The 24,300-nt window shown below is 62.6% G+C and carries 18 protein-coding genes; 4 read left to right on the top strand and 14 right to left on the bottom strand.

Features of this window, described 5'->3' with window-relative positions:
- Nucleotides 1–7 precede the first annotated feature (7 nt).
- The 10 genes from mraZ to JJ896_04350 form a co-directional block, all read right to left on the bottom strand.
- Complete coding sequence (gene mraZ / locus JJ896_04395; GenBank protein ID MBO6778872.1) at nt 8–451, bottom strand: division/cell wall cluster transcriptional repressor MraZ; 444 nt, start codon at nt 449–451, stop codon at nt 8–10.
- 258 nt (nt 452–709) lie between these two features.
- A complete protein-coding gene (locus JJ896_04390; protein MBO6778871.1) occupies nt 710–2,398 on the bottom strand; it encodes a CTP synthase in 1,689 nt (562 codons plus the stop codon).
- Between the two features lie 135 nt (nt 2,399–2,533).
- A complete protein-coding gene (locus tag JJ896_04385; GenBank protein ID MBO6778870.1) occupies nt 2,534–3,358 on the bottom strand; it encodes a class I SAM-dependent methyltransferase in 825 nt (274 codons plus the stop codon).
- Nucleotide 3,359: 1 nt separating this feature from the next.
- Nucleotides 3,360–4,463, bottom strand: coding sequence for a glycosyltransferase (locus JJ896_04380; protein ID MBO6778869.1), 1,104 nt, complete (start codon nt 4,461–4,463; stop codon nt 3,360–3,362).
- Complete coding sequence (locus tag JJ896_04375; protein ID MBO6778868.1) at nt 4,456–5,415, bottom strand: glycosyltransferase family 2 protein; 960 nt, start codon at nt 5,413–5,415, stop codon at nt 4,456–4,458. The genes JJ896_04380 and JJ896_04375 overlap by 8 nt, the downstream gene beginning before the upstream one ends.
- Complete coding sequence (gene gyrB / locus JJ896_04370; protein MBO6778867.1) at nt 5,408–7,369, bottom strand: DNA topoisomerase (ATP-hydrolyzing) subunit B; 1,962 nt, start codon at nt 7,367–7,369, stop codon at nt 5,408–5,410. Before gyrB ends, JJ896_04375 begins: the two co-directional genes overlap by 8 nt.
- 106 nt (nt 7,370–7,475) lie before the next feature.
- Nucleotides 7,476–8,138 carry a CBS domain-containing protein gene (locus JJ896_04365; protein ID MBO6778866.1) on the bottom strand — a complete coding sequence of 221 codons (663 nt, stop codon included), beginning with the start codon at nt 8,136–8,138 and terminating at the stop codon, nt 7,476–7,478.
- A gap of 223 nt (nt 8,139–8,361) precedes the next feature.
- Complete coding sequence (gene hflX, locus JJ896_04360; protein ID MBO6778865.1) at nt 8,362–9,651, bottom strand: GTPase HflX; 1,290 nt, start codon at nt 9,649–9,651, stop codon at nt 8,362–8,364.
- Between the two features lie 8 nt (nt 9,652–9,659).
- A complete protein-coding gene (locus tag JJ896_04355) occupies nt 9,660–10,217 on the bottom strand; it encodes a hypothetical protein (GenBank protein ID MBO6778864.1) in 558 nt (185 codons plus the stop codon).
- A gap of 34 nt (nt 10,218–10,251) precedes the next feature.
- Nucleotides 10,252–12,339 carry a BatA and WFA domain-containing protein gene (locus JJ896_04350; GenBank protein ID MBO6778863.1) on the bottom strand — a complete coding sequence of 696 codons (2,088 nt, stop codon included), beginning with the start codon at nt 12,337–12,339 and terminating at the stop codon, nt 10,252–10,254.
- A 93-nt stretch (nt 12,340–12,432) separates the two neighbouring features.
- On the opposite strand from JJ896_04350, the gene uvrA reads away from it, so the two are divergent.
- From uvrA to JJ896_04335, 3 genes are all read left to right on the top strand, one after another.
- Nucleotides 12,433–15,249: an excinuclease ABC subunit UvrA gene (uvrA, locus tag JJ896_04345; protein ID MBO6778862.1), complete on the top strand. Its 2,817-nt coding sequence runs from the start codon at nt 12,433–12,435 to the stop codon at nt 15,247–15,249.
- Nucleotides 15,250–15,380: 131 nt separating this feature from the next.
- Nucleotides 15,381–16,523, top strand: coding sequence for a glycosyltransferase family 1 protein (locus tag JJ896_04340; GenBank protein MBO6778861.1), 1,143 nt, complete (start codon nt 15,381–15,383; stop codon nt 16,521–16,523).
- The gene (locus tag JJ896_04335; protein MBO6778860.1) at nt 16,520–17,689 is read left to right on the top strand and encodes a glycosyltransferase family 4 protein; all 1,170 of its coding nucleotides are present in this window, start codon (nt 16,520–16,522) and stop codon (nt 17,687–17,689) included. Before JJ896_04340 ends, JJ896_04335 begins: the two co-directional genes overlap by 4 nt.
- Here the strand turns inward: JJ896_04335 and JJ896_04330 are convergent.
- Nucleotides 17,583–20,168 (bottom strand): MMPL family transporter, encoded by a 2,586-nt coding sequence (locus JJ896_04330; GenBank protein ID MBO6778859.1) that lies wholly within the window; start codon nt 20,166–20,168, stop codon nt 17,583–17,585. The genes JJ896_04335 and JJ896_04330 overlap by 107 nt on opposite strands.
- Complete coding sequence (locus JJ896_04325) at nt 20,165–20,878, bottom strand: DUF3047 domain-containing protein (protein MBO6778858.1); 714 nt, start codon at nt 20,876–20,878, stop codon at nt 20,165–20,167. The genes JJ896_04330 and JJ896_04325 overlap by 4 nt, the downstream gene beginning before the upstream one ends.
- Nucleotides 20,879–21,110: 232 nt before the next feature.
- On the opposite strand from JJ896_04325, the gene JJ896_04320 reads away from it, so the two are divergent.
- A complete protein-coding gene (locus JJ896_04320; GenBank protein ID MBO6778857.1) occupies nt 21,111–21,536 on the top strand; it encodes a MaoC family dehydratase in 426 nt (141 codons plus the stop codon).
- Nucleotides 21,537–21,566: 30 nt separating this feature from the next.
- Here the strand turns inward: JJ896_04320 and JJ896_04315 are convergent, their stop codons facing one another.
- Together JJ896_04315 and recF are read right to left on the bottom strand one after the other, a co-directional pair.
- A complete protein-coding gene (locus tag JJ896_04315) occupies nt 21,567–23,114 on the bottom strand; it encodes a M48 family metalloprotease (protein MBO6778856.1) in 1,548 nt (515 codons plus the stop codon).
- Nucleotides 23,098–24,240 (bottom strand): DNA replication and repair protein RecF, encoded by a 1,143-nt coding sequence (gene recF, locus JJ896_04310; protein ID MBO6778855.1) that lies wholly within the window; start codon nt 24,238–24,240, stop codon nt 23,098–23,100. Before recF ends, JJ896_04315 begins: the two co-directional genes overlap by 17 nt.
- Nucleotides 24,241–24,300: the final 60 nt, after the last annotated feature.

Here is a 24,300-nt window from a genome sequence, read left to right as displayed (position 1 = left end):
CGGTCCGTCATTGCCCCATTACTCGTTCAGCCAGCGTTTCGTAATCGTCCTGCTGGCCGCCCATGTAGGTGCCAAACGTTTCCGGGTCCCAGATTTCAATGTGGTCGAGCGCGCCGATGATCAGAACCTTTTCCGAGATCCCGGCGAACTCCATGAGGGGCCGTGTGAGGCTGACTCGTCCCTGTCCGTCCAGTGCCACCTCGTCTGCCCACATCAGAATGGTGCGCACGAAGTCTCGACTCTGGCGACTGTACATGTTCAGCCCGCCGATCTGCTCTTCGATGCGCTCCCACTCGTCCATGGGATAGAGAAACACGCACTTTTCGAACCCACGGGTCATGGTGAACGTGCCTTTTGCGGCGGGGCTCAAGGCGTTCCTCATCTTGGCAGGGATCGCTACACGACCCTTGCTGTCGACCGAGAATTCCGCCTGACCCTTGAACGTTGCCATGACTGTGAGCTGCAGCGGGCATGGTTCAGGTCAGATCACCTGGTGTTACTCCCTGGCGAGTCGTCGTTTGAACCATGGGGAAATTCCCCACTTTGCCCCACACATCCCCCAAATGTACGGGAAGTTGTGTGAATGTCAAGTGCAGGCGTCCTTCAAGTTGTTTCTAGGCAACGACTTTCGACGCTCCCGGTAACGAAAAAACCCGCCCGGAGAACGTCTCCGGACGGGTTGTTAAGATTGTGGGGGAAGGTGGGGGGCTCAGACCTTCACCGACGCGAGCTGCAGCTTCTTCTCCGTCTTGCGGGGGCGTGGCTTGCCGATCTGGTCCCGCTCTTCGGCATAACTGATTGCCGCCTCCACAAAGGAGTAGAAGAGCGGATGCGGCCTCCCGACCACGCTTCGGTACTCCGGGTGGAACTGCACTCCAACAAACCAGCGATGATCGGCCAACTCCACAATCTCCACGAGATCACGTGTGGTGTTGATCCCGGTGAAGCTCATGCCGTTCTCCAGCAGCTTGTAGCGCAGCACATTGTTCAGCTCGTAGCGATGACGATGCCGCTCCTGCACCTCTTCCACCCCGTAGATGGAGCGCGCCAGCGACCCTTCGAGCAGGTAGCAGTCGTATGCGCCCAGACGCATGGTACCGCCCATGTCGGCGATGCGCTTCTGCTCTTCCATGAGGTCGATCACCGGCTTCTCGGTCTCCGGGTCGAATTCTGTCGAATGAGCGTTGTCCCACTTGCAGACGTTGCGGGCGAACTCGATGACCGCGCATTGCATGCCGAGACAGATTCCCAGGAACGGGACATCGTTCTCTCGCGCATACCGCACCGCCTCCAACTTGCCGTCGATGCCCCGCCCGCCAAATCCCGGAGCTACCAGCACCCCTGAGACATCTCCAAGCAGCTCGGAGACGTTGTCGGCCGTGATGTCGTCCGAGAGCACGTACCGCACGTCTACGTGGATGCCATGCGCGGCCCCGGCCAGGATGAAGCTCTCGGAAATCGACTTGTAGGCATCCTGATGGGCCACATATTTCCCGACCAGGGCAATGCGTACAGAACCTGACGGCTCCTTTAGATCCCGGAGGAAGTCGATCCACTCACCCATGTCCGATTCGGGCAGCTCATGCTCCCGATCAATTCGCAGCCGGTCTATCACGATCTCGTCGAGACCCTCCTCCTGCATAAGGAGCGGGACCTCGTAGATGGACTCGGCATCGCGCGACGCTACAACCGCACGCGGATCCACGTTGCAGAACAGCGCCAGTTTGCGACGCACATCCTCGTCCAGCGGCCGGTCCGTGCGACAGACCAGGATGTCCGGCTGTAGACCAAAGGATAGCAGCGTCTTTACCGAGTGCTGTGTCGGCTTGGTCTTGACCTCGCCGGCCGCCTCCAAATAGGGGACCAGCGTGAGGTGGATGCTGAGCGCGTTGGAGGCGCCGATATCGTAGCGAAGCTGGCGAATGGCCTCCAGGTACGGCTGGCCTTCGATATCGCCAACCGTGCCGCCTATCTCTGTCAGGACCACATCGTATTCGCCAGTCTCGCCCAGCTTGAGCATCCACGACTTGATCTGGTCGATGATGTGGGGCACCACCTGAACCGTCTTGCCCAGGTAGGCACCGGCTCGTTCCTTGGTGATCACCTCCAGATACACCCGGCCGGTCGTGACGTTGTTGGCCTGGGTGGTCCGAATGCCCAGAAACCGCTCATAGTGGCCGAGATCAAGATCCGTCTCTGCCCCGTCATCGGTCACGTACACCTCCCCGTGTTCGTAGGGATTCATGGTGCCCGGATCGACGTTGATGTAGGGATCGAACTTCTGGATCGTGACCCGCAGGCCGCGGGCCTCCAGCAACCGGCCCAAAGAGGCGCAGATAATCCCTTTCCCGAGCGACGACGTGACGCCGCCGGTGACGAAGATGTACTTGGTGGGCATTGCAGATAGCCGGACTGTACGTGGAATCACCCGGATCGGGGCCAGGGGCGGGACGATCCGGTCGGGCAAATCTGCATGAGATGCCCGAAGAAATTACGGAAATGCGGCTGCGGCTGAAACCGCATCGCACGCATTTCAAGCGACCTTCCCGCCCTGGACGCGCACGGCGGTGACGGTGAGCCCCGTGCCGGTACTGTTTTGCACCTTCAGGTCGATGGCGTTGAGCAGGAGACCCAGCGGCAAGGCCGGCAGATACCAGAGCGGCAGGAGTACGACCAGCACCATGGAGGTGGACAACAGGCGCATGGGGACCTGGACGAGCAGACGCCAGGCAAGGCTGCCCCAGAATCCGTAGCCGAACTCTGTGTGCACCTTGTCGAAACCGGCGCGTTGCAACTTGTCTGTAATCTCGGCTACCCCGTAGCCGTCCCTCACATGCTCGCCGATGAACGACTCCTCTCCCTCCTCCGTGACCCCGGAGCCGCCCTGATCCGAGGGGGTATTGACGATGAGCACCCCGCCGGGACGCAGCACGCGGGCAAAGTGTGCGAACACGGTCTCGTCCTCTTCAATGTGCTCCATGACATCCACGGAAAGCACGAGGTCATACGGCCCGGTCTCTTCGAGCTTGACGAGGTCCCCATAGCGCACAGCCGCGCGGTCGGAAAGTCCCGTCCGGTTCAGATAGCTCCCAAGCCGGTCCAGATAGTCCCGCTTGATGTCGACCGAGGTGACGCGCACCCGTTCGAATCGACGGAGCATCCAGTCCGTGTACTGCCCAAACCCGGTTCCGGCATCCAGCACATGGGCGTCTGTGCCCGACAGGTGTCGGCGCAGCGCTCGGCGCACATACCAGGAACGGAGAAAGACCCTGTGGAGAATCCAGAAAAACACGCGGTGACCCGTCGTGGAGCCTTCGAACCCGCGGATGAGCCGGTCCTTGATCGGGTCGTAGTCCATGTCAGGCCGCGAGCAGGTTTCGGGTAAAGGTTGCCCAGGAACGGGTCCGGGCCATGTTTCTGGCACCGTGCGAGGCCTGGACCAGCTGGTCGGGCTGAAGTGCGGCAAGCACGGCCTCGCCGAACTGGGCGGGATCATGCCCGGAGGCAACCTGCCCCATGGCAAAGGTGCGGACAGGCTCGGCGAGTCCCGGGACGGGCGTCACAACCACCGGGAGACCGAAGTGGGCCGCGGCTGCAAGAGCGCCTGACTGCGTGCCGGACCGATAGGGAAGAAGCAGCGCGTCTGCCGCCGCATAATAGCGGGGCAGTTCTGCGTCAGGAATGTATCGGTTCTCACGCCGCACGCCTATATGGCGGCCGTCGTTCAGCAGGCCATCCAGGGCATCATCATACGCCTCCCCGGCAATGATCAGCGTCGCCGAGGGGTGCGCGGCGCGAATTGCAGCGAACGCTTCCAGTGCCACGTCGAATCCTTTGTAAGGCCTCACAAGGCCGAGACACAGCAAAACCGGGCCCTGGGCGTCGAGGTCCAGCGCCCTCCGGGCCGAGGCTCGTTCCGGGGGTTGTCCGAAATGGTCGTATACCGGGTGCTCGAAGGTGGCCAGCGCACCGGAAAAACCGAGGTCACGAACATCGCGGGCAACCGACTCGGAGAGCGTCACGACAGAGGCGCATCGGCCCAGCACCAGGCGAGCCAGTGGGGACGCCAGCAGACTGTTTTCGTGCGGGCGCGCGTTGTGCACCAGCCCGACTGCGCTACCTCCAGTCGCGCGGAGGGTGCCGGCAAGGGCAGGGGCCAGATGGGGTGTCCAGTACGCCACGATCACACGGTCCGGCCTAAAATCACGGATGAGCCTGCCCGCACGACGCCAGGAAAGCGGATTCAGGGAGTCGATCACACGCAGCGCGGTTCCCTCTCGCGAAGGATCAAACTGTGTGGTCCCGGGAAACAACAGATCCGGGTACTGCCGGCTGAAGGAAACGGCCTGGACCTCATGACCCTGCAGTTCCAGTTCGGCACGCAATCGATCGTTGAACTGAGCGATGCCGCCGCGGAAGGGCGCAAACGGTCCGAGCAGGGTCACGCGGCCTGACTCAGGCATTGACAGGCTCCACGTCCTCCAGCACACCCACGGACTGCACATCTTCCATGGTCGGACGCACCACAAGCTCGCCGATCAATCCGGTGGTGAACATCTGCACGCCGACCAGAATGAGCAACACGCCCAACAACAGAAGAGGGCGATCGCCGATAGGGTTGCCGTAGATCAGTTTATCTATGCTCAGATACAGACTGATTGCGGATCCGCCCAGAAAGGCCAGACTGCCCATCGCCCCGAAAAAGTGCATGGGCCGAGCGGCGAAGCGTGTCAGGAAGAGCACAGAGAGCAGGTCCAGAAAACCGCGCAGATAGCGCTCCAGCCCAAACTTTGTGCGACCATAGGATCTCGGGTGATGCTGCACCACCTGCTCCTCGATGCGGTCAAATCCCTCCCAATGTGCCAGCAGCGGAATGTACCGGTGCAACTCGCCATAGAGCCGCACACTCTTGACGACTTCGCATCGGTAGGCTTTCAGCCCGCAGTTGAAGTCGTGCAGCGGAATGCCGCTCAGTGCGCGCGTGACACCGTTGAAGAAGCGGCTCGGGATGGTCTTGGACAGAGGATCGTGGCGCTTCTTCTTCCAGCCGCTGACCAGATCGGCTCCGTCCCGCAGTTTCTCCAGCATGCCCGGAATCTCAGCCGGATCGTCCTGAAGATCCGCATCCATGGTCACCACGTAGCGGCCGCGCACCCGGGAAAAGCCAACAGCCAGGGCCGAGGACTTGCCGTAATTGCGACGCAGACGCACCCCTCCAAATCGGTCGTCGCCCGCGTGAATCGCCTGGATGGTGTTCCACGAGGAGTCGCGGGACCCGTCGTCCACAAACAGCACTTCGAACCGAAATTCGGAGCAGGCCACCCGGATGCGCTCGGCCAGCTCCTCCAGAGACTGGCTCTCGTCGAGCAGCGGGATAACGATGCTCAGTTCCGGTCGCGACCGGCTGTCAGACATCGATCGTCGCGTACTTGGCGTTTCGTTCGATGAACTTGCGCCGCGGCTCGACGGCATCTCCCATCAGCGTGGAGAAGATGCGGTCCGCCGCGGCCGCGTCGTCGATCGTGACGCGCTGAAGCATGCGGCGTTCGGGGTCCATGGTAGTCTCCCAGAGCTGCTCCGGGTTCATCTCGCCCAATCCCTTGTAGCGCTGGATGGTCACCTTCTGCTGGCTCTCACCCTTCAGTTCGGCCACGGTCTGCTGCAGTTGGTCATCCGTCCAGGCATAGCGCTCCTGCTTGCCCTTCTTGGCCTTGTACAGCGGCGGCTGGGCCACGTACACGTACCCGAGCTCCAGCAGTGGCCGCAGTTGACGATAGAGGAAGGTCAGCAGCAAGGTGCGGATGTGTGCGCCGTCCACGTCCGCGTCCGTCATCACGACGACCTTGTGATAGCGCAGCTTTTCCAGATCCAGACTGTCGGAGCCGACGGCGAGGCCCGTGCCAAGCGCGGTCACGATGTTCTTGATCTCCTCATTGGCCAGCACCTTGTCCAGCCGCGCCTTCTCGACGTTCAGGATCTTGCCACGCAGCGGCAAGATGGCCTGGAAATGACGGTCCCGGGCCTGCTTGGCCGACCCGCCAGCCGAGTCGCCCTCAACCAGGTAAAGCTCACACTCGGCCGCGTTTTTGGAGGAGCAGTCGGCCAGTTTTCCGGGCAGACCGCCCGACGAGAAGGCGTTCTTTCGCTGGACCAGCTCCCTGGCCTTGCGGGCTGCATCCCTGGCCTGGGCGGCAAGCACCACCTTGTCGACAATGCGCTTGCCCTCTTTCGGGTGATCCTCGAGCCAGATCTTCAGCTTCTCTGCGACCAGGGACTCCACGGCCCCCTGCACCTCTCCGTTGCCAAGCTTCGTCTTGGTCTGCCCCTCGAACTGAGGCTCGGCGACCTTCACGGAAAGCACCGCGGTGAGACCCTCCCGGAAGTCGTCCCCGGAGAGGTCCACTTTGACGTTCTTCAGCAGATTGTTCTGATCCGCGTAGCCCTTGAGCGTGCGGGTCAGTGCCCGGCGAAAGCCGGATACGTGCGTGCCACCCTCGTGCGTATTGATGTTGTTGACGAACGAGAGCACATTCTCTGAGTAGCCCGTGTTGTACCGCATGGCCAGTTCCACGGGCACATCGGCGTCCTCGTCCGCCACATAGATGACTCCCTCGCTGATCGGCGTGCGGGCCTCATCCAGATAGGTGACGAATTCCTGGATACCCCCTTCGAAGTGGTACTCCTCCTCGAACTCGTCGTCCTCTTCCCGCAGATCGGCGATGCGCACGGTCACCTGCCTGTTCAGGTAGGCCAACTCGCGCAGGCGCTCGGCCAGCGTGTCGAATCGGAACTCGGTGGTCTGAAAGATGCCACCGTCCGGCCAGAACGACACCTCGGTGCCTGTGCCCTCGTCCTCTTTCAGCGCGCGGACCTTTTCGATGTCCCCGGTTGGCTTCCCGTACGCATACGTCTGCAGCCAAAGATGACCGTCCCGCCGTACCCGGGCCTCAAGCTTGGTCGACAGCGCGTTTACGCAGGAGACACCGACGCCGTGCAGTCCGCCGGAGACCTTGTAGGTGTCCTTGTCGAACTTGCCGCCTGCGTGCAGCGTGGTCATCACCACTTCGAGCGCCGACTTGCCCTCCTTGTGCTGCCCAACCGGGATTCCTCGGCCGTTGTCACTCACGGTGATGGACCCGTCTCGATTGATGACCACTTCTACGCGGTCGCAGTAGCCGGCGAGCGCCTCGTCGATGGAGTTGTCGACGACTTCGTAGACGAGGTGATGAAGGCCTCGCACGCCCACATCGCCGATGTACATGGCCGGACGCTTCCGGACCGCTTCCAGTCCTTCCAGGACCTGGATATTGGAGGCTCCGTACGACCCGGCGTCCTTGCCGCCGGCAGTGTTCTGGGGGTTCGGATCCATGAGGCACCGATCTGGGAGAAAAGCGATGGGCTGCGCGGCCGCCGCTCGCGGTTTTGCGCATCCGTTGTTGTACGCCTGCCTCCGACGGCAGTTCGGTCTTCTTGCGCTAGACTTCCAGGTAGCGCATGAACGCCTGAACCCGATCTGCCAGGTCCTGGTCGTCCTCTTCCTCTCCGAACGCGGCAACGATGCGGTAACCTTCCCGCTCGAGCATCGCGCGCGCCCGTGAGGCCTCCCGCGCATTGATTTTCACGGTCACCCGGATGGCGGCGTCTGCCGATTGGGGCTGCTCGGTGCCGATGGACAGCACCCGCACATCCGCCTGTTCGATGGCGTGCACCAGTCGGGACAGCGCGTAGTCCCGGGGCATGATCTCGAGCGCCAGAATCGCGCCGGGCGCGTGGGTGGAAAGTGAGCGTGCGAACCACTCGAACAGATCGTGGCGCCGGACCAGACCACCGTATCGCCCGTCCTTCAGTACCGGCACCGTGGTAAGGTCATGTTCCATCATCAGGCGGGCCACCTCAAACACATGATCCTGGGAGCCAACCGTCACGGGCTCTCCAACAATCAGGTCGCGCACGACTTCATCCGGTGTCGCCGCGTCCAGCAAGACGTCCTCGGACAAAATTCCGAGTATGGCCTTTTCCTCGCCCACCACCGGAAGGTGGCGCACACGCAGCTCCATAAGCAGCCCCAGCGCGTACTCAACCGTGTCTCCCGGTCGAAGGGGCGGGGTCGCTTCGCTGATGAGGTGGTCTACGGTCATAGGGGTAGTTTCGGCGTCCGGTGTGCCGATGTAAGTCCCAATCTGCGTGCCGGCCTTCGCAGGGCGGTTTCCGCAGTGGTTCTGGTGTGAAACTGTCCTGATGAGTGGTCGGGTGCGGCAGCGAAGATAGTACAATCGACGCCTTCGGCAGACCCAAATCGACTGCCCGAGTCGAGTTGCTGCAGGCGGCGGCTACGCGACGCGAGACGCCTGGGCAATTCCCTCAGTCCGTAGGGTTGCCTATCAGCCGCCGGAGTCCCGGGTGATGCCTGCGCGCCACGCGAATCCGCATGCGCGCCACGGGGATAGCCTGATGCGGCTCTTCCGAGAGGTACTCTTCTTCCAGAACGTCTGCAATGCGGCGCACGTGAGCTATGGCCTCCGCCTCAGTCACGGGAATGCGCACCTCCGTCTCCACGTAATCGGCCTCCAGGAGTGCCACAACCGCGTCCCGAAATCCGGAAAGGCCGATGCCGCGCGCAGCAGACACGAAAGCAGCGCCCTCATGCTCCGAGCGCAGCCGCATCAGGACCTCACTGTTCACCGCATCGATCTTGTTGAAAACCAACAGCGTTGGTTTATCCACGGCGCCCAATTCCTTGAGGGTTTCCTCGACCACCTGGATCTGCTCCTCGAATTGCCGATGCGAACAGTCAACCACGTGAAGGAGCGCATCGCTCTCGCGGACCTCATCCAGGGTGCTCTTGAAGCTCTCGATCAGGCGGTGCGGCAGTTTCCGGATGAATCCCACCGTATCCGACAGGAGAATCTCCTTGTTCGCGCTGATTTTCACGAGCCGGGTGGTGGCATCCAGCGTTGCGAACAGCCGGTTTTCGGCGAGAACGCTCGTGTCGGCCAGGGCATTCATCAACGTCGACTTGCCGGCGTTCGTGTATCCGACCAGCGAGACCCGCGTGTAGTCGTTTCTGCCCTTTCGCTGGGTGGTACGTTGACGGTCGATGCGCTCCAGGCGTGACTTGAGCGTGGAGATGCGATGACCAATCAGTCGGCGGTCGGTCTCGATCTGCGTTTCACCCGGACCCTTCGTGCCGATACCACCGCTCTGCCTGGAAAGGTGCGTCCAATGCCGGGTCAGCCGGGTGCGCAGGTACTCCAGCTGTGCCAGTTCAACCTGCGTCTTTGCCGTAGCCGTTCGTGCGTTGCGGGCAAAGATGTCCAGAATGAGCGCACTGCGGTCTATCAGCTTGCACTTGATGGATTTTTCCAGGTTGCGCAGCTGATTTGGCGACAGGTCATCATCAAAGATCACCAGATCCGCCTTTTCGGCTTCGGCCAACTGTCGCAGCTCCTCCACCTTGCCACTGCCCACATACGTGGCGGCATTGATGGAGCGGACCTGCTGAATCATGGTGCCCACGGTACGGGCGCCTGCGGTGTCGGCAAGCAGCCCGAGCTCCTTCAGTGAGTCTTCCACCTCCCAACGCCGCACGTCCTGCGTAACGACGCCAACCAGGATGGCGCGTTCAACGCGCCGGGTTTGCGTGTCTGTCAACGAGTTCTTCAGCTGGTTGCTCTCCTTCCGGGCACGCGATGTGCCGATTCAGTCGGGCGGTGCTCCAGGCTCTCGTCTACCAGAAAACGCAGGCGCTCCATGTCAGCGCGGGGAACCGGCACCTCGAGTCTGCCGCGCTCGCCGTCTGCCTGGCGGTACAGAAACACGAAGACGGATTTTCTCCCGTCGGAAGTCTCGAAATAGTCTGTGACTTGCACCCACGCCACCGTGTGCTGGCGACGCGTGAAGCCACAGACCACTCCGTGGCGCGAAACGACAATCGCCGATGCAATGACCGACGCTGCGAACCAGAGCACTCCGCCCATGACGTAACCGCCGAATATCCAGACCGGCAAGGTGCCCCCGGTGTTGCTCGAGTAAACCGCCAGGACCACGATGACACCTACAAACACCACCGGCCATGCCGACGCTGGCGAAACGCGAGGCCATGTCATGACGACATCACGCACACGTGCACGCTGGGTTAGCGTGACCGCGAGCAGCACGGCCGTCACAGCAATGAAGGCCAGAACGAGTGTAGTGTGTAGCAGCGTAATCACTTCCATGGTTTGGCCCGTTGAATTCCGGACCGCAACCGGGTCAGGCTGCAGCAGCCGTTTCCGGCTTCCATTGCTTGGCCACAACCATCTCGGCTGCCAAAAAGAGCAACGCGAGCGCCAGAAACACGTTCCAGAGCTCGGCGCCCCGCCTTGCGTCGACAAGCCTTGCGGCGCGATCGAGTGTCAGGTCCAATGCCTGAACCGGAGCATCGGAACGATTGGCGAGTGCGGTAACCGCATCGTCAACGGGCATCCGTTGCAGATCGGACTCCGCCTGGTCCGGATTCACCGCGAACCGGCGCAGCAGCACGCCGTCGTCCTGCAGTGTGTAGTGTCCCGGAATCGTCAGAAAGCCCTCAAGGTCCAGCACCGTGCCCCCGACCCCAGTTCGCGCCGGCGGGATGGCCTCGTTGCCCTGAGGATCGAGCAACATGACGGTTCCCGACTGCTGCAGTCCCGGAATCAGGACCTCGGCACCGGCGCCGGTCCGCAGGTCCTCACCGGTGATGTCCCCGCTGGCAGAGAGCAGGAACAGCGCACGGTACATGAGGGGAATGAACAGGCCACGTGTCGGCAGGTCGGACCAGGTCGGATCAGGTGCGACGGCAGCGATGAGCATGCTGCCCCCTCCGGTCCGGACCTCCTGGAGAAACGGTGATCCGGAGCTCAACGCCATCACGGTGGCTTCGGCACCTGCGCCAGGCTCGTAGGCCATGCGCCGAAAAACCGTGGGGCGCTCGATCTGCCCCGCGGCCGTGTCCAGCACACCGTCAAACAGCGGATGCTCGGTGTCAATGCGATCCACTATGTCCACAGCCTGGCCCGTAGCAGGGCCGGGCAGACTTCGCACTCTTCCGGCGCCTACCTCCGCGAAGAGCGCGTTGTAATCTGCGACGGACCCGTTCGAGCCCGGGAAGAACAGAACGCCCCCACCCGCCCTTGTGAAGTCTGCCACGCGGCGCACCTCACCGGTCGAGAGCGAGGCTGGACCCGCCAGGATGACCAGATCGAACACGCTGAGATCCAGCGCCGCCAGTTGCGACTCGGGCACCGTCTGTACATCGAGAGAGATGCGCGGATTTGCGCCGAGTGCGGCTCGCACAAAACGCACGTCCTGGCCGTCTCCCGCGACCAGCAAAACATCCCGCTCCTCGGGCACGTGCAGGGTGAAATACGCCCGGTTGTCTCCCGGGAACGCATCGTCTTCGGTTTCGACCACACCGGCCAGCCAGCCGCGCGCGGAAGGCGTCACCGAAAACTCGATTTCGGTCACCGCTCCTGCAGGGAGGTCTGCGGTTGACTGTGCCACGCGTTCCCCACCCAGGAATACACTCGTCACATAGGACGCAGCGGGAGTGGAGCCGTAGTTGGTCAGGCGGGCAGAAAGGCGAACCGGCTGATCTGCTTCCACGATGCGCGAGCGCACCCGGACCTGGCCCACAGCCACGTTTTCCGAGGGACCGGTACCAACCGGTGTCACAAACACGGGAGCGTGGTCCGACACGCGCAGCTGGGTAGAATCCAGGAGAGAGCTCGCCTGGAGGTCACCGATGAGGTAGAGCTCCCGGTTGGTGGCCGCGGCGCGTCCCAGGATGTCGGCTGCGCGCGCCAGCGCATCGAGCTGTGAGCCCCGCGAGGACCCCATCGTAAGTTCCTCCAGGCGGGTCAGCGCCGGCTGGCCGCCCGGCCCGAGCGTGGCGGTCTCCGCGCCCGTACCCATTACAATTACCTCATCCCTCGCGTCGGTGTCCGAGAGGATCTGCCGGGCAAGCGCACGGGCCTGATCCAGGTAACTGCCACCGGCGTCCCGCTGGTTCATGGACGGGGACGTGTCCACCACTACACCGATTGCCACGGGGGCCGCACCGGCGAACGCTTCTCCGAGAAACCCCTGCACCGTGGGTCGGGCAAACGCAATCACCATGCATGCAATGGCGAGCGTACGCAGGGCCAGCAGAAGCCACTGCTTGATGCGCACACGCTGCATGGTGGAGCGCTCGACCTCCTTCAGAAACTCCAGCGAAGAGAACTCTACGCGCCGGGGCTTTCGAAAATTGAACAGGTGGATGATCAGCGGCACCGCCGCCGCCACCAGTCCGAGCAGAATAAGTGGGTTCAGAAACGTCATCGGGGGCGCTACAACGAGGGCGTTTGGGGGCCGTTCCGGCAGATCCCCATCCCCTCATGCGCGTACAAGCATGCCTTGCCCAATCGCGACGAAATGCCTTCGAGAAAACGAACGATCACCATCCGGGGTGCACGCCAGCACAATCTGAAGAGCGTCGATCTTGACCTCCCGCGCGGCAAACTGGTGGTGTTCACAGGCCCGTCCGGATCCGGCAAGTCGTCCTTGGCCTTTGATACCATCTACGCGGAGGGGCAACGTCGCTATGTGGAGAGCCTGAGCGCCTACGCGCGGCAGTTTCTGGAGCGCATGGACAAGCCTGACGTGGATCTCATCGCAGGGCTGGCGCCGGCCATTGCCATCGAGCAGAAAACGACCACCCGTAATCCGCGCTCCACCGTCTCCACCCAGACGGAGGTATATGATCACCTGCGACTGCTGTTCGCGCGTATCGGCACCACCTTCAGTCCGGAGTCTGGCGAACCGGTCACCCGGGATACGCCGCGGTCGGTGGCCAACCAGCTGGTCAGCGAGATGGATGACGGAACACGGTTCTATCTGTGCTTCCGGCTGCCCGAGCGCAAGGGAACCACGGTCGCGGCAGAACTGGATGTGCTGAAACGACGTGGCTTCTTTCGCATCCTGGTCACGAAGAAGGGGGGCGAGGAGGTGGTCGACCTCAACGAGATAGATCCGGCCTCCGTGCGAGCGGCACGCAAACGCATTCTGGTCGTCGCGGACCGCCTGGCGGTTCGCAAGGGCGACGAGAAGGCCCTGGCGCGCATCTCCGATTCCGTTGAGATGGCATTCCGGGAGGGAAGCGGACGCGCCGTGGTTCACGTGGCCGGTGGTGGCCCGACACTGGATTTCAGCGAGTTCTTTGAGCGGGACGGCAGGCGTTTCGAGGAGCCCAGCCCCAACCTGTTTTCGTTCAACTCTCCCCTGGGCGCGTGCCCGGAGTGCCAGGGCTTCGGGCGGGTTACCGGGCTGGATCCAGACCTGATCATTCCCAAGCCGCAGCTGTCGATCCGTCAGGGTGCGATCGCCCCGTTCCGCACCGACCAGTGGAGTTCCTGGTTTCGGGAGCTGATCCGGGCCGCATCGGAAGCCCGGGTCTCGATCGACGCGCCGTACCAAAGCCTGTCCGAGCGTGAGCAGAGCGTTGTCTGGCAGGGTCACGGAGAGTACGGGGGCATCAACGGCTTCTTCTCCATGCTGGAGAAGCAGAACTACAAGATGCACTATCGCATCCTGCATGCGAGGTACCGCGGGTATACGCGCTGCCCGTCCTGCACGGGATACCGCCTTCGTGAGGATGCCCGTTTTGTGCGCATCGGTGGCCTTCACATCGGCCAGGTATGTGAATTGACGGTCGGCGACGCGCACCGGTTTTTCGAGGAGCTCGAGCTGACCCCGTTCGAGCATGAGGTCTCCGAACGCATCGTGCACGAGATCACCAAGCGGCTTCGATTCCTGGTCGATGTCGGACTCGACTACCTCACGCTGGACCGCCTGAGCCAGACGCTGTCCGGCGGCGAAAGCCAGCGTATCCATCTGGCCACCTCCCTCGGCTCCGCCCTCGTCGGATCTCTCTACGTACTGGACGAGCCTTCAATCGGGCTCCATCCCAGGGATTCGGACCGGCTGATTGACATTCTGGAAAACCTGCGCGACATCGGCAACAGCGTGTTGGTTGTCGAGCATGAGGAAGCCATGATGCGCCGGGCGGACTACCTCGTCGATATGGGCCCCGGTGCCGGCCGGCTCGGTGGCCAGGTGGTCGCGCGGGGAGAGCCGGATGTGGTGCTGGCTGATCCCGCCTCGCTTACCGGCGCCTATTTGTCGGGGCGCAAGCAGATTCCGGTACCCAGCCGGCGCCGGGCTGTCGACGAGCGGGACTGCATCGTGATCGAGAATGCGCGCCAGCACAATCTGAAGCGCATCGACGTCACCATTCCCTTGGGCATGGTCACCTGCGTGACCGGCGTATCAGGATCCGGCAAGTCGACACTGATCCACGACATCCTCTACCTGGGACTGGCCAGGCTGCTGGGTCTGGAGCTCGGCGACGACAAGGTAGGCGCACATGATGCGATTCGCGGGCACCGCCTGGTGGACCACGTCGAACTGGTTGACCAGCAGCCAATCGGCCGCTCGCCCAGGAGCAATCCGATCACATACATCAAGGCATTTGATCACATACGCCAGTTGTTTGCGGACACGCATCAGGCACAGATTCGTGGTCTGAAGCCCGGATACTTCTCCTTCAACGTGCCGGGCGGCCGTTGCGAGACCTGCCAGGGCGAAGGGCAGGTGAAAGTGGAAATGCAGTTCCTCGCCGATCTGTATCTGGAATGCGAGGCGTGCAAGGGAACCCGCTACAAGCAGGACGCTCGGGAAATCCGTTTCCAGGGCAAAAGCATTGATCAGGTGCTGGAGATGACGGTCGATGAGGGCGTCGACTTCTTCAGCGAATCCAATCAGCTGCAGCGCAAGCTGAAGGTTCTTCAGGATATCGGCCTCGGCTACATCTCCCTGGGACAGCCCTCCAATACGCTGTCCGGAGGCGAGGCGCAACGCATCAAATTGGCCGCCCATCTGGCCAAGAAATCGAAACAGCGCATCCTCTACCTCTTTGACGAACCGACAACCGGCCTGCACTTCGATGACATTCGCAAGCTGCTCGGCGCGTTCGACCGTCTGGTGAAGGCAGGCCACGCCGTTGTGATCATTGAGCACAACCTGGATGTCATCAAGTGTGCCGACCACCTCATCGACATGGGCCCCGAGGGAGGGGTGCGTGGCGGGTTTGTCGTGGCGACCGGCACCCCGGAGCAGGTCGCAGGCGTGGACGAGAGTCACACCGGGCGTTTTCTGCGGGATCTGCTTCCCGACGGACACCCCGTTACCTGAGACCCTGCCGCTGCGGCTTCTACCGGTCTGAGTCCTTCCTGGTGTAACCCACAACCCTCCCGAGGCACCCAGCCTCCGTGCTACCGGCTTCCCAATCCATACCATCAGTTGCTGATCGAACCCTGGAAGGGGTGCGGGTCGCTCTTTTCAGCGGCGCCTATGATCACATCGCCGACGGTGTCTCCCTGACGCTGAACAGGCTGGTGGGCCACCTCGAGGCGCGAGGGGCCCTGGTGCGTGTGCTCGCGCCGACCATTGAGCAACCGGCCCTCGAAGGAGCAGGCGAACTCGATCCGGTTCCTTCAATCGCCATGCCCGGGCGCGAGGAGTATCGCATCAGCCGCCGACTGACTGCGGACCACATCGCCCGACTGGAGTCGTTTGATCCTCATTTGGTACACCTCGCGACGCCGGATATTCCGGGCGCACAGGCGTTGCGGTGGGCCCGTTCCCGCGGGCTGCCCGTGGTGGCCTCCTACCACACGCACTTTACGTCCTACCTGTCCTACTACCGCATGGGCTGGCTCGAGGGGCTGTTGTGGCGGTACCTGCGGAATTTCTATCGGCGTTGTGACAGGGTGCTGGTCCCCTCCCGGTCAATGGCCGATGTGCTGGCCGAGCACGGCATTCAGGGGAATGTCGGTCTTTGGAAGCGCGGGGTGGAGCTTGATCGTTTCGACCCCGCCCACCGCGATATGTCGTGGCGTCGTGATCTCGGATTCGCGGACAAGGATGTGGTGGTCACCCTCGTCAGCCGACTCGTGGTTGAGAAGGGGCTGGACGTGTTTGCAGACACCGTTCAGGAACTGACGGCCCGGGGTGTGCCCGTGCGCTGCCTGATTGTCGGCGAGGGCCCGGCTCGCGCCATGCTGGAAGAATCCCTGCCGGGCGCCATATTTCTGGGCCACCAGACCGGCAGCGACCTGTCGCGGGCGTATGCGTCCTCAGACGTGTTCGTCTTCCCGAGCTACACCGAAACGTTCGGCAACGTCACTCTGGAGGCGATGGCATCCGGCCTGCCGACCGTATGTGCAGACGCCACCGGAAGCCGCTCCCTGGTCAAACCGGGAGTCACCGGGTTTCTGGCACCGCCCATGGATGTAGCACGGTTTACCGAGCACGTAGAGCGCCTGGTCACCGACGACGAACTGCGAAACCGAATGTCCCAGGCCGCCCGGCAGGAGGCTGCCACCTATGCCTGGCCCGTGATTCTCGACGGCATGGTAGACGAATACCTGAGCGTGTTGCGCAACCAGGAGGCGGCCGTGGCATGAGACTGCTTTTCGTATCCCACTCCCTGCCGCCCCTCGACCGGCCGCTCGACAATCTGGGCGGCATGCAGCGTGTTGCGCTGGAGCTGGATACCGAGCTCGCGCAACGCGGCGATATCGCCTACGAGACTCGATTCCTGCGCGCACCGTGGGCAACCGTTCACATTCGCAGCGTCGGCTTCCTGCTGCGCACGCTGCCTCTGCTCAGGCGGCGCGCACGTCGCGGGGACGTGGACGTGGTGCTCTTCTCCTCGATGGTGACGGCCGGTCTGATGGTGTTGCTCAAAGGGGCGTTTCGCCGTAGCGGCGTTCTCGCGGCCGCGATCGTTCACGGACTGGATGTGACGACGCCGTCACGCATCTACCAGCGGTTCGTGCCTCGTGTGTTCGATGCGCTGGACCTGGTGATGCCGGTCAGTGAGGCCACGGGTCAGGCTTGCCTGGAGCGTGGCCTGGATCCGGAGAAGCTCCGTCCCGTGCGCAACGGCGTAGATGTCAGTCGCTTCGAGACCCCCGGCTTTCTTCGTCAGGAGCGACGTGAGGCATTGAACGCGGTGACCGCCGCCGAAGCCCCCGAAGCAGACACTCTGGTGTTGGCCAGCGTGGGTCGGCAGGTCCGTCGAAAGGGCTTCGACTGGTTCATCCGAAACGTTATGCCGCTCCTCCCGCAAAACGTGCACTACTGGCTCGCCGGGGACGGCCCCGAGACTCCCCGCATTGTCGAGGCGGTCCGCGAAACCGGCCTGACGGACCGGGTGGAACTGCTTGGCCGGGTCTCCGAAGAAGACCTGCAAGCCCTGTATCGGGGAGCGGACCTGTTTGTGATGCCCAACGTGCCGGTAGAGGGGGACATGGAAGGCTTCGGCGTGGTCATGCTTGAGGCGGGCATGAACGGCATGCCGACTGTCGGATCCCGACTGGAGGGTATCGCAGAGGTCATCGAAGACGGACAGAACGGGAGCCTTGTGGAATCTGGCGATACGCAGGCCTTTACCCAGGCCGTCATGCAGTTCCACGGGGAACCCGCCCTGCTGGACCAGGCCTCAGAGCGTGCCTACGACTTTACTCGCTCCCGCTTTTCGTGGAAAAGCGTCGCCGCTGAATACGTCGACGTGCTTCGGGAGCGATGGGATCGGAAGCGTCGGACTGACGACCCTCAAGCACACTGATCAGCGCAGGCAGAAACAGCAGCGCGGCTGCCAGCGTCGCGCCGATCCCGACCACCGCCAGTTCGCCGATACTGCGCAAGCCCGGATGAAAGCTCAGCAGCAGCCCGGCAAATCCGACCATGGTGGTCAGTGAGCCCATCGAGACGTGCTCTCCAGTCGTTCGCAGCACGCTCGGCATGGAGCCACGCCCTTTCTCCCGGTAGCGGCTGACGAGATGCACGCCTGCATCGTTGCCGATTCCGAGCACCGCCGGAAGCACGATCAGATTGTAGAAGTTGATGCGGAGCCCCAGGACCTCTACGAGAAGCAGCATCCAGAGCACGCCCACCAACAGCGGAAGCACGGCGAGCATGGCCCACCGAATCTGTCCGAAAGTCAGCCACATGAGCAGCACCACCATAACCAGGGTGGCGAGCACCATCCAGGGCGACTCCCGCTGCATGAGTTTCAACATGTCCGCCGCCACCAGGGACGACGACCCTGCATGGTAGACGCCGTCCTCGGTTTCGACCCTTCCGATATCCTCTGCGAAGGCGATGGACTGCCTGCCGTCCGACAGGCCGACGGCGGGGTAGATGATCACAAAATTGCCCAGTGTGCCGTCCTTGGCGGAGAATCGCTCCACCAGGAAATCTGGAACCTGTTCCAGGGCGATGGGCTCTGTGGTGCCGGCCGCCCGCCTGAGCCGCTGCATGTCCTCTGAATCGTCTGATTCGAGGAACGGATCGGCCAGGGCAGCGCGAATGTCGGCAATGCGCGCCAGTCTGCGTTGCTGATCGGCGGGCGCGGTTGGAAAGCGCTCCTGGAGGGACTCTACCCGGTCCACAGTCGGTGAGGTGGTGTCGGCGGCCACCTGCTGCCTGAGCGCACGCACCACCGCGGGTACCTCGGCGGGCTCATCCAGCACGATATATGCCGGATTGCGGTTGTTGCTGTCGTCGTGCACCCGACGGATGATTTCCGCCTTCTCGTTGTATTCGGCGTAGGTGGGTTCGAGCTCTCCGAATCGGTACTCGAACTCCACCAGTCCCAGCGCCGCGACGGCCGCAATGATTGCAGCGGCTGAGCCAGCCAGAATGGGCTTGGCCCACCGGGTGGAGCCTCGCTCCACCTTCCGGGGAGCCGTGCCCTGGCCCTGACCCAGGTTGAGAAGCCGAAGGCGCTCGAAGAGAACCAGGAGGGCCGGCATGATCAGCATCATGGCCAGCAGGGCGAACAGGATGCCCATGCCCGCCATCGCGCCGAATTGACTGAAACCCCGGAAATCGGCAAACACCAGGACCAGCAGTGCGGCGGCGGTGCTTACGGCCCCCACGGCGATCGCCATGCCGGTGGAGACGAACGTGTGTTCGATGGCCGGCTCGGGGGCCCTGCCTTCGGCGCGCTCCTCCGTATACCGTGCGTAGAAATGAATCCCGAAGTCGATTCCAAGGCCGAACAACACAAGCCCCAGTGTCGACGTCATCAGATTCAGCGTGCCAAAGAGAAGAGCCGCTACGCCGAACGTCCACGACAGACTCATCAGGAGCGGTATTCCCACGACGAGTGCCAGAACCGGCAGGCGCAGCAGGGTGGATCCGACAACGCGCCACTCCAGACCGCCCAGGGATCGCGCCCGATAGGCCTTGTACGCGAAGTAGGCCAGTACCATCAACAGCACGGCGAGCGCGCCGGCTCCAAAGGAACCCAGGACGTCTTCCTGAATGGTCTCGACCTCCACCATGCTTCGCAGCAGGCGCCCGGCAAAGACCACTTCCATCTCGGGATGGTAGCTCGACGGCTCGAGATTGGCCGCCAGCCCCTCCAGAGCCGCATACAATTCCCTCGTAAAGCTCACATCCGTCTGTGAACCGGACGGGTAGAACTTGAGCGCCATGACGGTGCTGTCCTCGGAAACCGGATATTCCTTGGCTACGATGTTGTCGTAGATGTTCTCCAGCTCCTGGGCGACAGAATCGGTCTCTGTCCCTTCCTCGTCCTCGCCGAGATCAAAAAAGAAGGGGTTCGCCTCCAGACGCGACTCCTCGATCTTGTCCGCCAGCCAGTCCTCCAGCAGATTCAACTCGGCCTCCGAAGCGAAGTAGAGGGCGTTGGACTTCAGGAATTCTGTGTCCTGCCGGTACTCCACACCGGTCAGATACGGCTCGGCGGACGGGTCGGGCCGCAGGGCCATCGCCCGTTCAATGAAGTCCTCGGCGAAGGCTCGATTGGCCTCGAAGCTCGGACTCACGATGCCGACTTCCGCTTCCGATTCGCCTCCGACGGTCGCCCGCAGCCGCTCCAGCGCAACCTTGCTCGGATAATCGTCCGGAATCAGATTGGCTATGTCCGTATCGATTCGCAGGGTGCGCGCCTGACTGAACGCAAGGGCCGACAGGAGAAGCGCTACCACGAGCACGGTGGCCGGGTGCGCGCCGACGAACCGAATCACCGGTCGCAAGCGGTCAAACAGGCGATTAACAGGACCCAGAGCGCTCATCGCGATGGCAGAACCTGGATATTGTCGAAGTCGGCCTCACCAATCCCCCCGGTGTCGTCCGAGTCTCCCCAGAGGCGGAGGGAGAGGGGCCGATCGGGTGGGTCTTCGCCGAAGAGTCGCCTGTAGTCCTCCACCACGTTCCGTTCGATGTGCTCCCAGGCACCGTAACCCTCCCGTGCAGAGGAGACGACCACCACGCGCAGACTGCCGTACGACACGACCGTGCCGACAGGCAGGCTCGATGAGTAGGTGTACTTGATGGCTTTGGGGCGTTTGATCAGGAAGCCGTCCATCTTGAAGACCACGTAGACCCCGGCTCCGGTGTCGTTCAGTCGATCTACGTCCTCCCGCGCTCCGGTGGGCAGTCTCAGTGCTCGCCAGTCCCATGATAGCACCGGGTGCGATGAGGTATTCCAATCGAGGATGCGTTCGCCGTCATTGGCAAGCGTAAGGTGCACGGCTTCCCCTTCCGTGTACACCCGGACGAACCTGTTCCCGCCCTCGCTCTTGACGGTGAATCGCTCCCGAGGGGCCATGTACTGTTCGCTGACGGGTACCAGGTGCCTGCGATCCACGAGGTATTGCCACGACGTCGGCAGGCCACCGTCTTCGTATGCCTGGAAATCATCGATGCGCTGGGTCTGCGCCCCCGCATCCAGGTCCGCCCAGAGCAGCAGCGGCACGAGTAGAATCAGGGATCTTCGTCTCATTCGGTTGTCTTTGTGACTGGGGCCACAAACGCGGATTGAGGCCGTTCTGTCTCGCCGTTCGTCGTCTCATTTGCACAGGACCGGCGCTCGGCGGGCTTGAATGCAGCAAGGATCCGCACCGCGCCCGGGCGGGGTTTGCGCGAGTCAACCTCGGACTTGCGTACCTTGCGCGCGATGAGCGCACCGCGGACCCGCGGTGCAGGCGCCGCTATCTGAGACCCCGTATGCCATCATGAATCCTAACACGTACGATGCCCTGGAAGTAGGTCAGTCCTATTCAGTGGACCGACTCATTACAGCCGAAGACGTACGAACCTTTGCCGACCTGACCGGAGACGACAACCCCATCCACATTGATGAGGAGTTCGCCGCCGGGACCAGATTCGGAAAAACTGTGGTGCACGGCGTGCTGCTGCTCGGCATTATCTCGAAGGTGTTGGGTCGTGACTTCCCCGGTCCCGGCTGCATTGCAGTCTCGATCTCATCCAAGTTTCTGAGGCCTGTCCCGGTGGGTTCCACCATCACCGTAGAGGTCCGTGTCGCGGAAAAGCTCGAGAAGTACAGGCACATCAAGATGAAGGTGTACGTCTACCTCGCCAAGAAAATGGCGCTGGCGGGCGAGGCGGTGCTCATTCCGCCGCCACCGGCCGGCGACTGATAGCTCTCATCCAGTGATCAGCTTGCCCTTCTAGCGCACCAGCTTCACCCTGCTCCCTACCTCGAGCACGGTGTCGAGTTGCAGCTGGTTCAGAATGGCCAGCTCGTCTGCGGAGAACTGGTTGACGCCGCCGCTCGGCACCAGACCAGCGAACGTGGTGCGCTGGGATACCTGACGGACGTCCACCCGAAGCGGCTCTACTGCCAGGCGGGCCGGATCGCGCAACGGAGCGAAGCCCTGCATGGCCTGCACAAAGCCTTGCTCCCGGGCGGCGTAGTCTGCCTGCGCCGCAAATCCCAGGAAGCCGTAGATCTGGCCGTTGTACTGGACGAAATGGGCACGAGCGCGGGTCACGTTTCCGTTCTGGTCCGGCGCGTCGACAATGACGAACTGTGCCGGCAATCCGTAGGAGCTACCCAGGCCCGATTGCACCACCTGCAGCCCGTCCTGCGCCGCGAAACGCTCCGCCGCTTCGCGCGGAGTGGAAACGCCGGACTCCAGGTAGAAGCGGATGGCGGAGCGCTCGTCCTCTGCGATCAGCACCACCTGACTGGGCTGATTGATGGTCTGATATCCCTGGGGGATGGGGAACTGGAAGGCCAGGCCAGGATGGAAAAACGTGTTGGCCTCCACAAAACCCTGACGCGGGTCCTCGCCTGCGACGATGTCGTCTACCCTCGCAAGGAGCGCATCGCGGCCATCCTTGCCGACCGGATGGGTCTTTGCCCACTCTGCGGCAAGCTCATAGATGGTTTGCTCCCTCTCGCCGGGATCCGGGTGCGTGCTCAGGAACGAGGGTATGGAGCTGCCACTGTCGCCTGACAGCCGCTTGAGGGAATTGAAGAATTCCGCCGACTCCTCCGCGTTGTAGCCGGCCTGAATGGCGTACTCGACGCCCAGGCGGTCCGATTCCCGTTCGGCGTCACGTCCGTGGCTCAGGAATGCGAGCTGCGCGACTGTACTTCCTCCCTGAAGAATGGTATTCGCCGCATCGCCACCGAGTAGAACCTGTCCGCCTATCGCCCCTCCAAGAACAAGCGCCTGACCAAACGTTTGATTGACGGCGCGGATCGAGGCATGTCGGCCCACTACATGGCCGATTTCGTGACCAAGCACGACGGCGAGTTGGGCCTCATTCTCCAGGTGCGCCATCAGCCCGCGTGTGACATACACGAATCCGCCCGGCAGGGCGAATGCGTTGACCACGGGGCTGTCCAGCACCCGGAACGTGAATGGCGTAGCGCGCACCTCCTGCGGTGCGCCCGGCGCTCGCGCCTCCGAGAACCGAAGCAGGACCTGCCCGAGGCTATCTACATAGTGCGTCAGGTCCGGGTCGTCGTACAGGCCATACTGCGCGATGATACTTTGATCCGCCTCCTGGCCCAGTTTCACTTCCTCAGCCCAGGAATAGGCGTATGCGCGCTTTCGGCCGGTAATCAGGCTGCGGTCCGTCGTTACGCAGCCGGTAAGTTCAATCGCTCCTGCAACCAGCAGCAGCATGACGGTCAGTCGGCGAATCAGTACCGACCGGGCGGCCCCGGAGAATTTTTCGAGGCCGAGCTTATGGAACAGTTTCATCTGTCTCGGCGGATTCTGTGGAACTGTAGCGTTTCACGGCCAGGGCCGCAGCACGGGTCCCATCGAACTGTAGAACCTCGGAGAATACATCTGCGCGCGCCGAGGTCACCAGCGACTGGCCGACGGCGTCTCCGGAAAGCAGGCGGGCAATGGTCGCCATGCGGTCTGGGTCGAGCGTATCGAACACGTCGTCCAGGAGAAGCAGCGGCCGTTCCCCGAGTCGTTCCTCGAGGTAGAAGTACTGCGCCAGCTTGAGGCCCATGACGAATGTTCGGTGCTGACCCTGCGATGCGTAGCGCCGGACCAGCATGTCATCGAGGCGAAATATCAGATCATCCCGGTGCGGACCGGTCAATGTGACGCCGCGGGCGCAAGCGTCATCGAAGCGAGCGACGAGTCTTTCGCGATAGACGTTCGCTACAGCCGGCTCATCTTCGAGATGCGAAAGGCCGCGGTACTCAATGGAGGGCTCTTCGCTGGACTCGGCCATCAGCTGATAGGCTCGCTCCAGGTGTTCGCCAAACTCTCGCACGAATCGAGCCCGGCGTGCGATGAGCCGGCTGCCATGCTGCACCAGGGCATCGTCGTAAGAGGCCATCATCTCCCCACGCATGTGCTGCCTCCGCGAAAGCAGTTCGTTACGCTGCTTCAAGACGCGCCGATAGGCAATCAGCGCGTTCAGATAGGCGGGCGATGCCTGGCACAGCATCGCGTCGAGAAACCGCCGACGCTCATCCGGACCGTCCTCGGTGAGCCGATGGTCCGAGGGCGCGAGCACGACGACTGGAAATCGGCCTACTACGTCGACCAGGCGATCCAGTAGGGCACCGTTTACAAAGACCCGCTTTCCTTCGCCGGGCACGTAGATCAGTCGAACCTTTTCGGTTGATCGGCGCTCCGTGTCCACCTCCATGTCGATCTGCATGCGATCGGCTCCGCGCGTCAGAGCGTACCGGTCTGATGATGCCAGAAACGACTTGCCCAGGCATGCATAGTGCACGGCCTCCAGAATGTTGGTCTTGCCCGCGCCGTTTGGCCCGTGGATCAGGTTGACTCCCGGCGAGAACGCCAGGTGCGAGTCGACGTGAGCGCGCAGGCCCTGGATGTGAAGTGAGCGAATCTGCATGGGTTTGAAGGCGGCGGGAGAACGCCAGGGGCCTGGAATCGTTCGGGAGCGGTCTGTCCC

It is taken from the genome of Rhodothermales bacterium, assembly GCA_017643395.1.
Lineage (GTDB): Bacteria > Bacteroidota > Rhodothermia > Rhodothermales > UBA10348 > JABDJZ01.
Note: the sequence above shows the minus strand (reverse complement) of the source record. Positions and strands in the feature narration are given on the sequence as shown.

Excerpts from the sequence above, each read along its gene's own strand:
- JJ896_04315 (MBO6778856.1), bottom strand. The coding sequence starts at position 23,114 with ATGAAACTGTTCCATAAGCTCGGCCTCGAAAAATTCTCCGGGGCCGCC.
- JJ896_04355 (MBO6778864.1), bottom strand. The coding sequence starts at position 10,217 with ATGGAAGTGATTACGCTGCTACACACTACACTCGTTCTGGCCTTCATT.
- JJ896_04385 (MBO6778870.1), bottom strand. The coding sequence starts at position 3,358 with ATGGACTACGACCCGATCAAGGACCGGCTCATCCGCGGGTTCGAAGGC.
- JJ896_04350 (MBO6778863.1), bottom strand. The coding sequence starts at position 12,339 with ATGACGTTTCTGAACCCACTTATTCTGCTCGGACTGGTGGCGGCGGCG.
- JJ896_04335 (MBO6778860.1), top strand. The coding sequence starts at position 16,520 with ATGAGACTGCTTTTCGTATCCCACTCCCTGCCGCCCCTCGACCGGCCG.
- JJ896_04375 (MBO6778868.1), bottom strand. The coding sequence starts at position 5,415 with ATGTCTGACAGCCGGTCGCGACCGGAACTGAGCATCGTTATCCCGCTG.
- mraZ (MBO6778872.1), bottom strand. The coding sequence starts at position 451 with ATGGCAACGTTCAAGGGTCAGGCGGAATTCTCGGTCGACAGCAAGGGT.
- JJ896_04325 (MBO6778858.1), bottom strand. The coding sequence starts at position 20,878 with ATGAGACGAAGATCCCTGATTCTACTCGTGCCGCTGCTGCTCTGGGCG.
- JJ896_04365 (MBO6778866.1), bottom strand. The coding sequence starts at position 8,138 with ATGACCGTAGACCACCTCATCAGCGAAGCGACCCCGCCCCTTCGACCG.
- gyrB (MBO6778867.1), bottom strand. The coding sequence starts at position 7,369 with ATGGATCCGAACCCCCAGAACACTGCCGGCGGCAAGGACGCCGGGTCG.
- JJ896_04380 (MBO6778869.1), bottom strand. The coding sequence starts at position 4,463 with ATGCCTGAGTCAGGCCGCGTGACCCTGCTCGGACCGTTTGCGCCCTTC.
- JJ896_04320 (MBO6778857.1), top strand. The coding sequence starts at position 21,111 with ATGAATCCTAACACGTACGATGCCCTGGAAGTAGGTCAGTCCTATTCA.
- JJ896_04330 (MBO6778859.1), bottom strand. The coding sequence starts at position 20,168 with ATGAGCGCTCTGGGTCCTGTTAATCGCCTGTTTGACCGCTTGCGACCG.
- uvrA (MBO6778862.1), top strand. The coding sequence starts at position 12,433 with ATGCCTTCGAGAAAACGAACGATCACCATCCGGGGTGCACGCCAGCAC.
- JJ896_04390 (MBO6778871.1), bottom strand. The coding sequence starts at position 2,398 with ATGCCCACCAAGTACATCTTCGTCACCGGCGGCGTCACGTCGTCGCTC.
- recF (MBO6778855.1), bottom strand. The coding sequence starts at position 24,240 with ATGCAGATTCGCTCACTTCACATCCAGGGCCTGCGCGCTCACGTCGAC.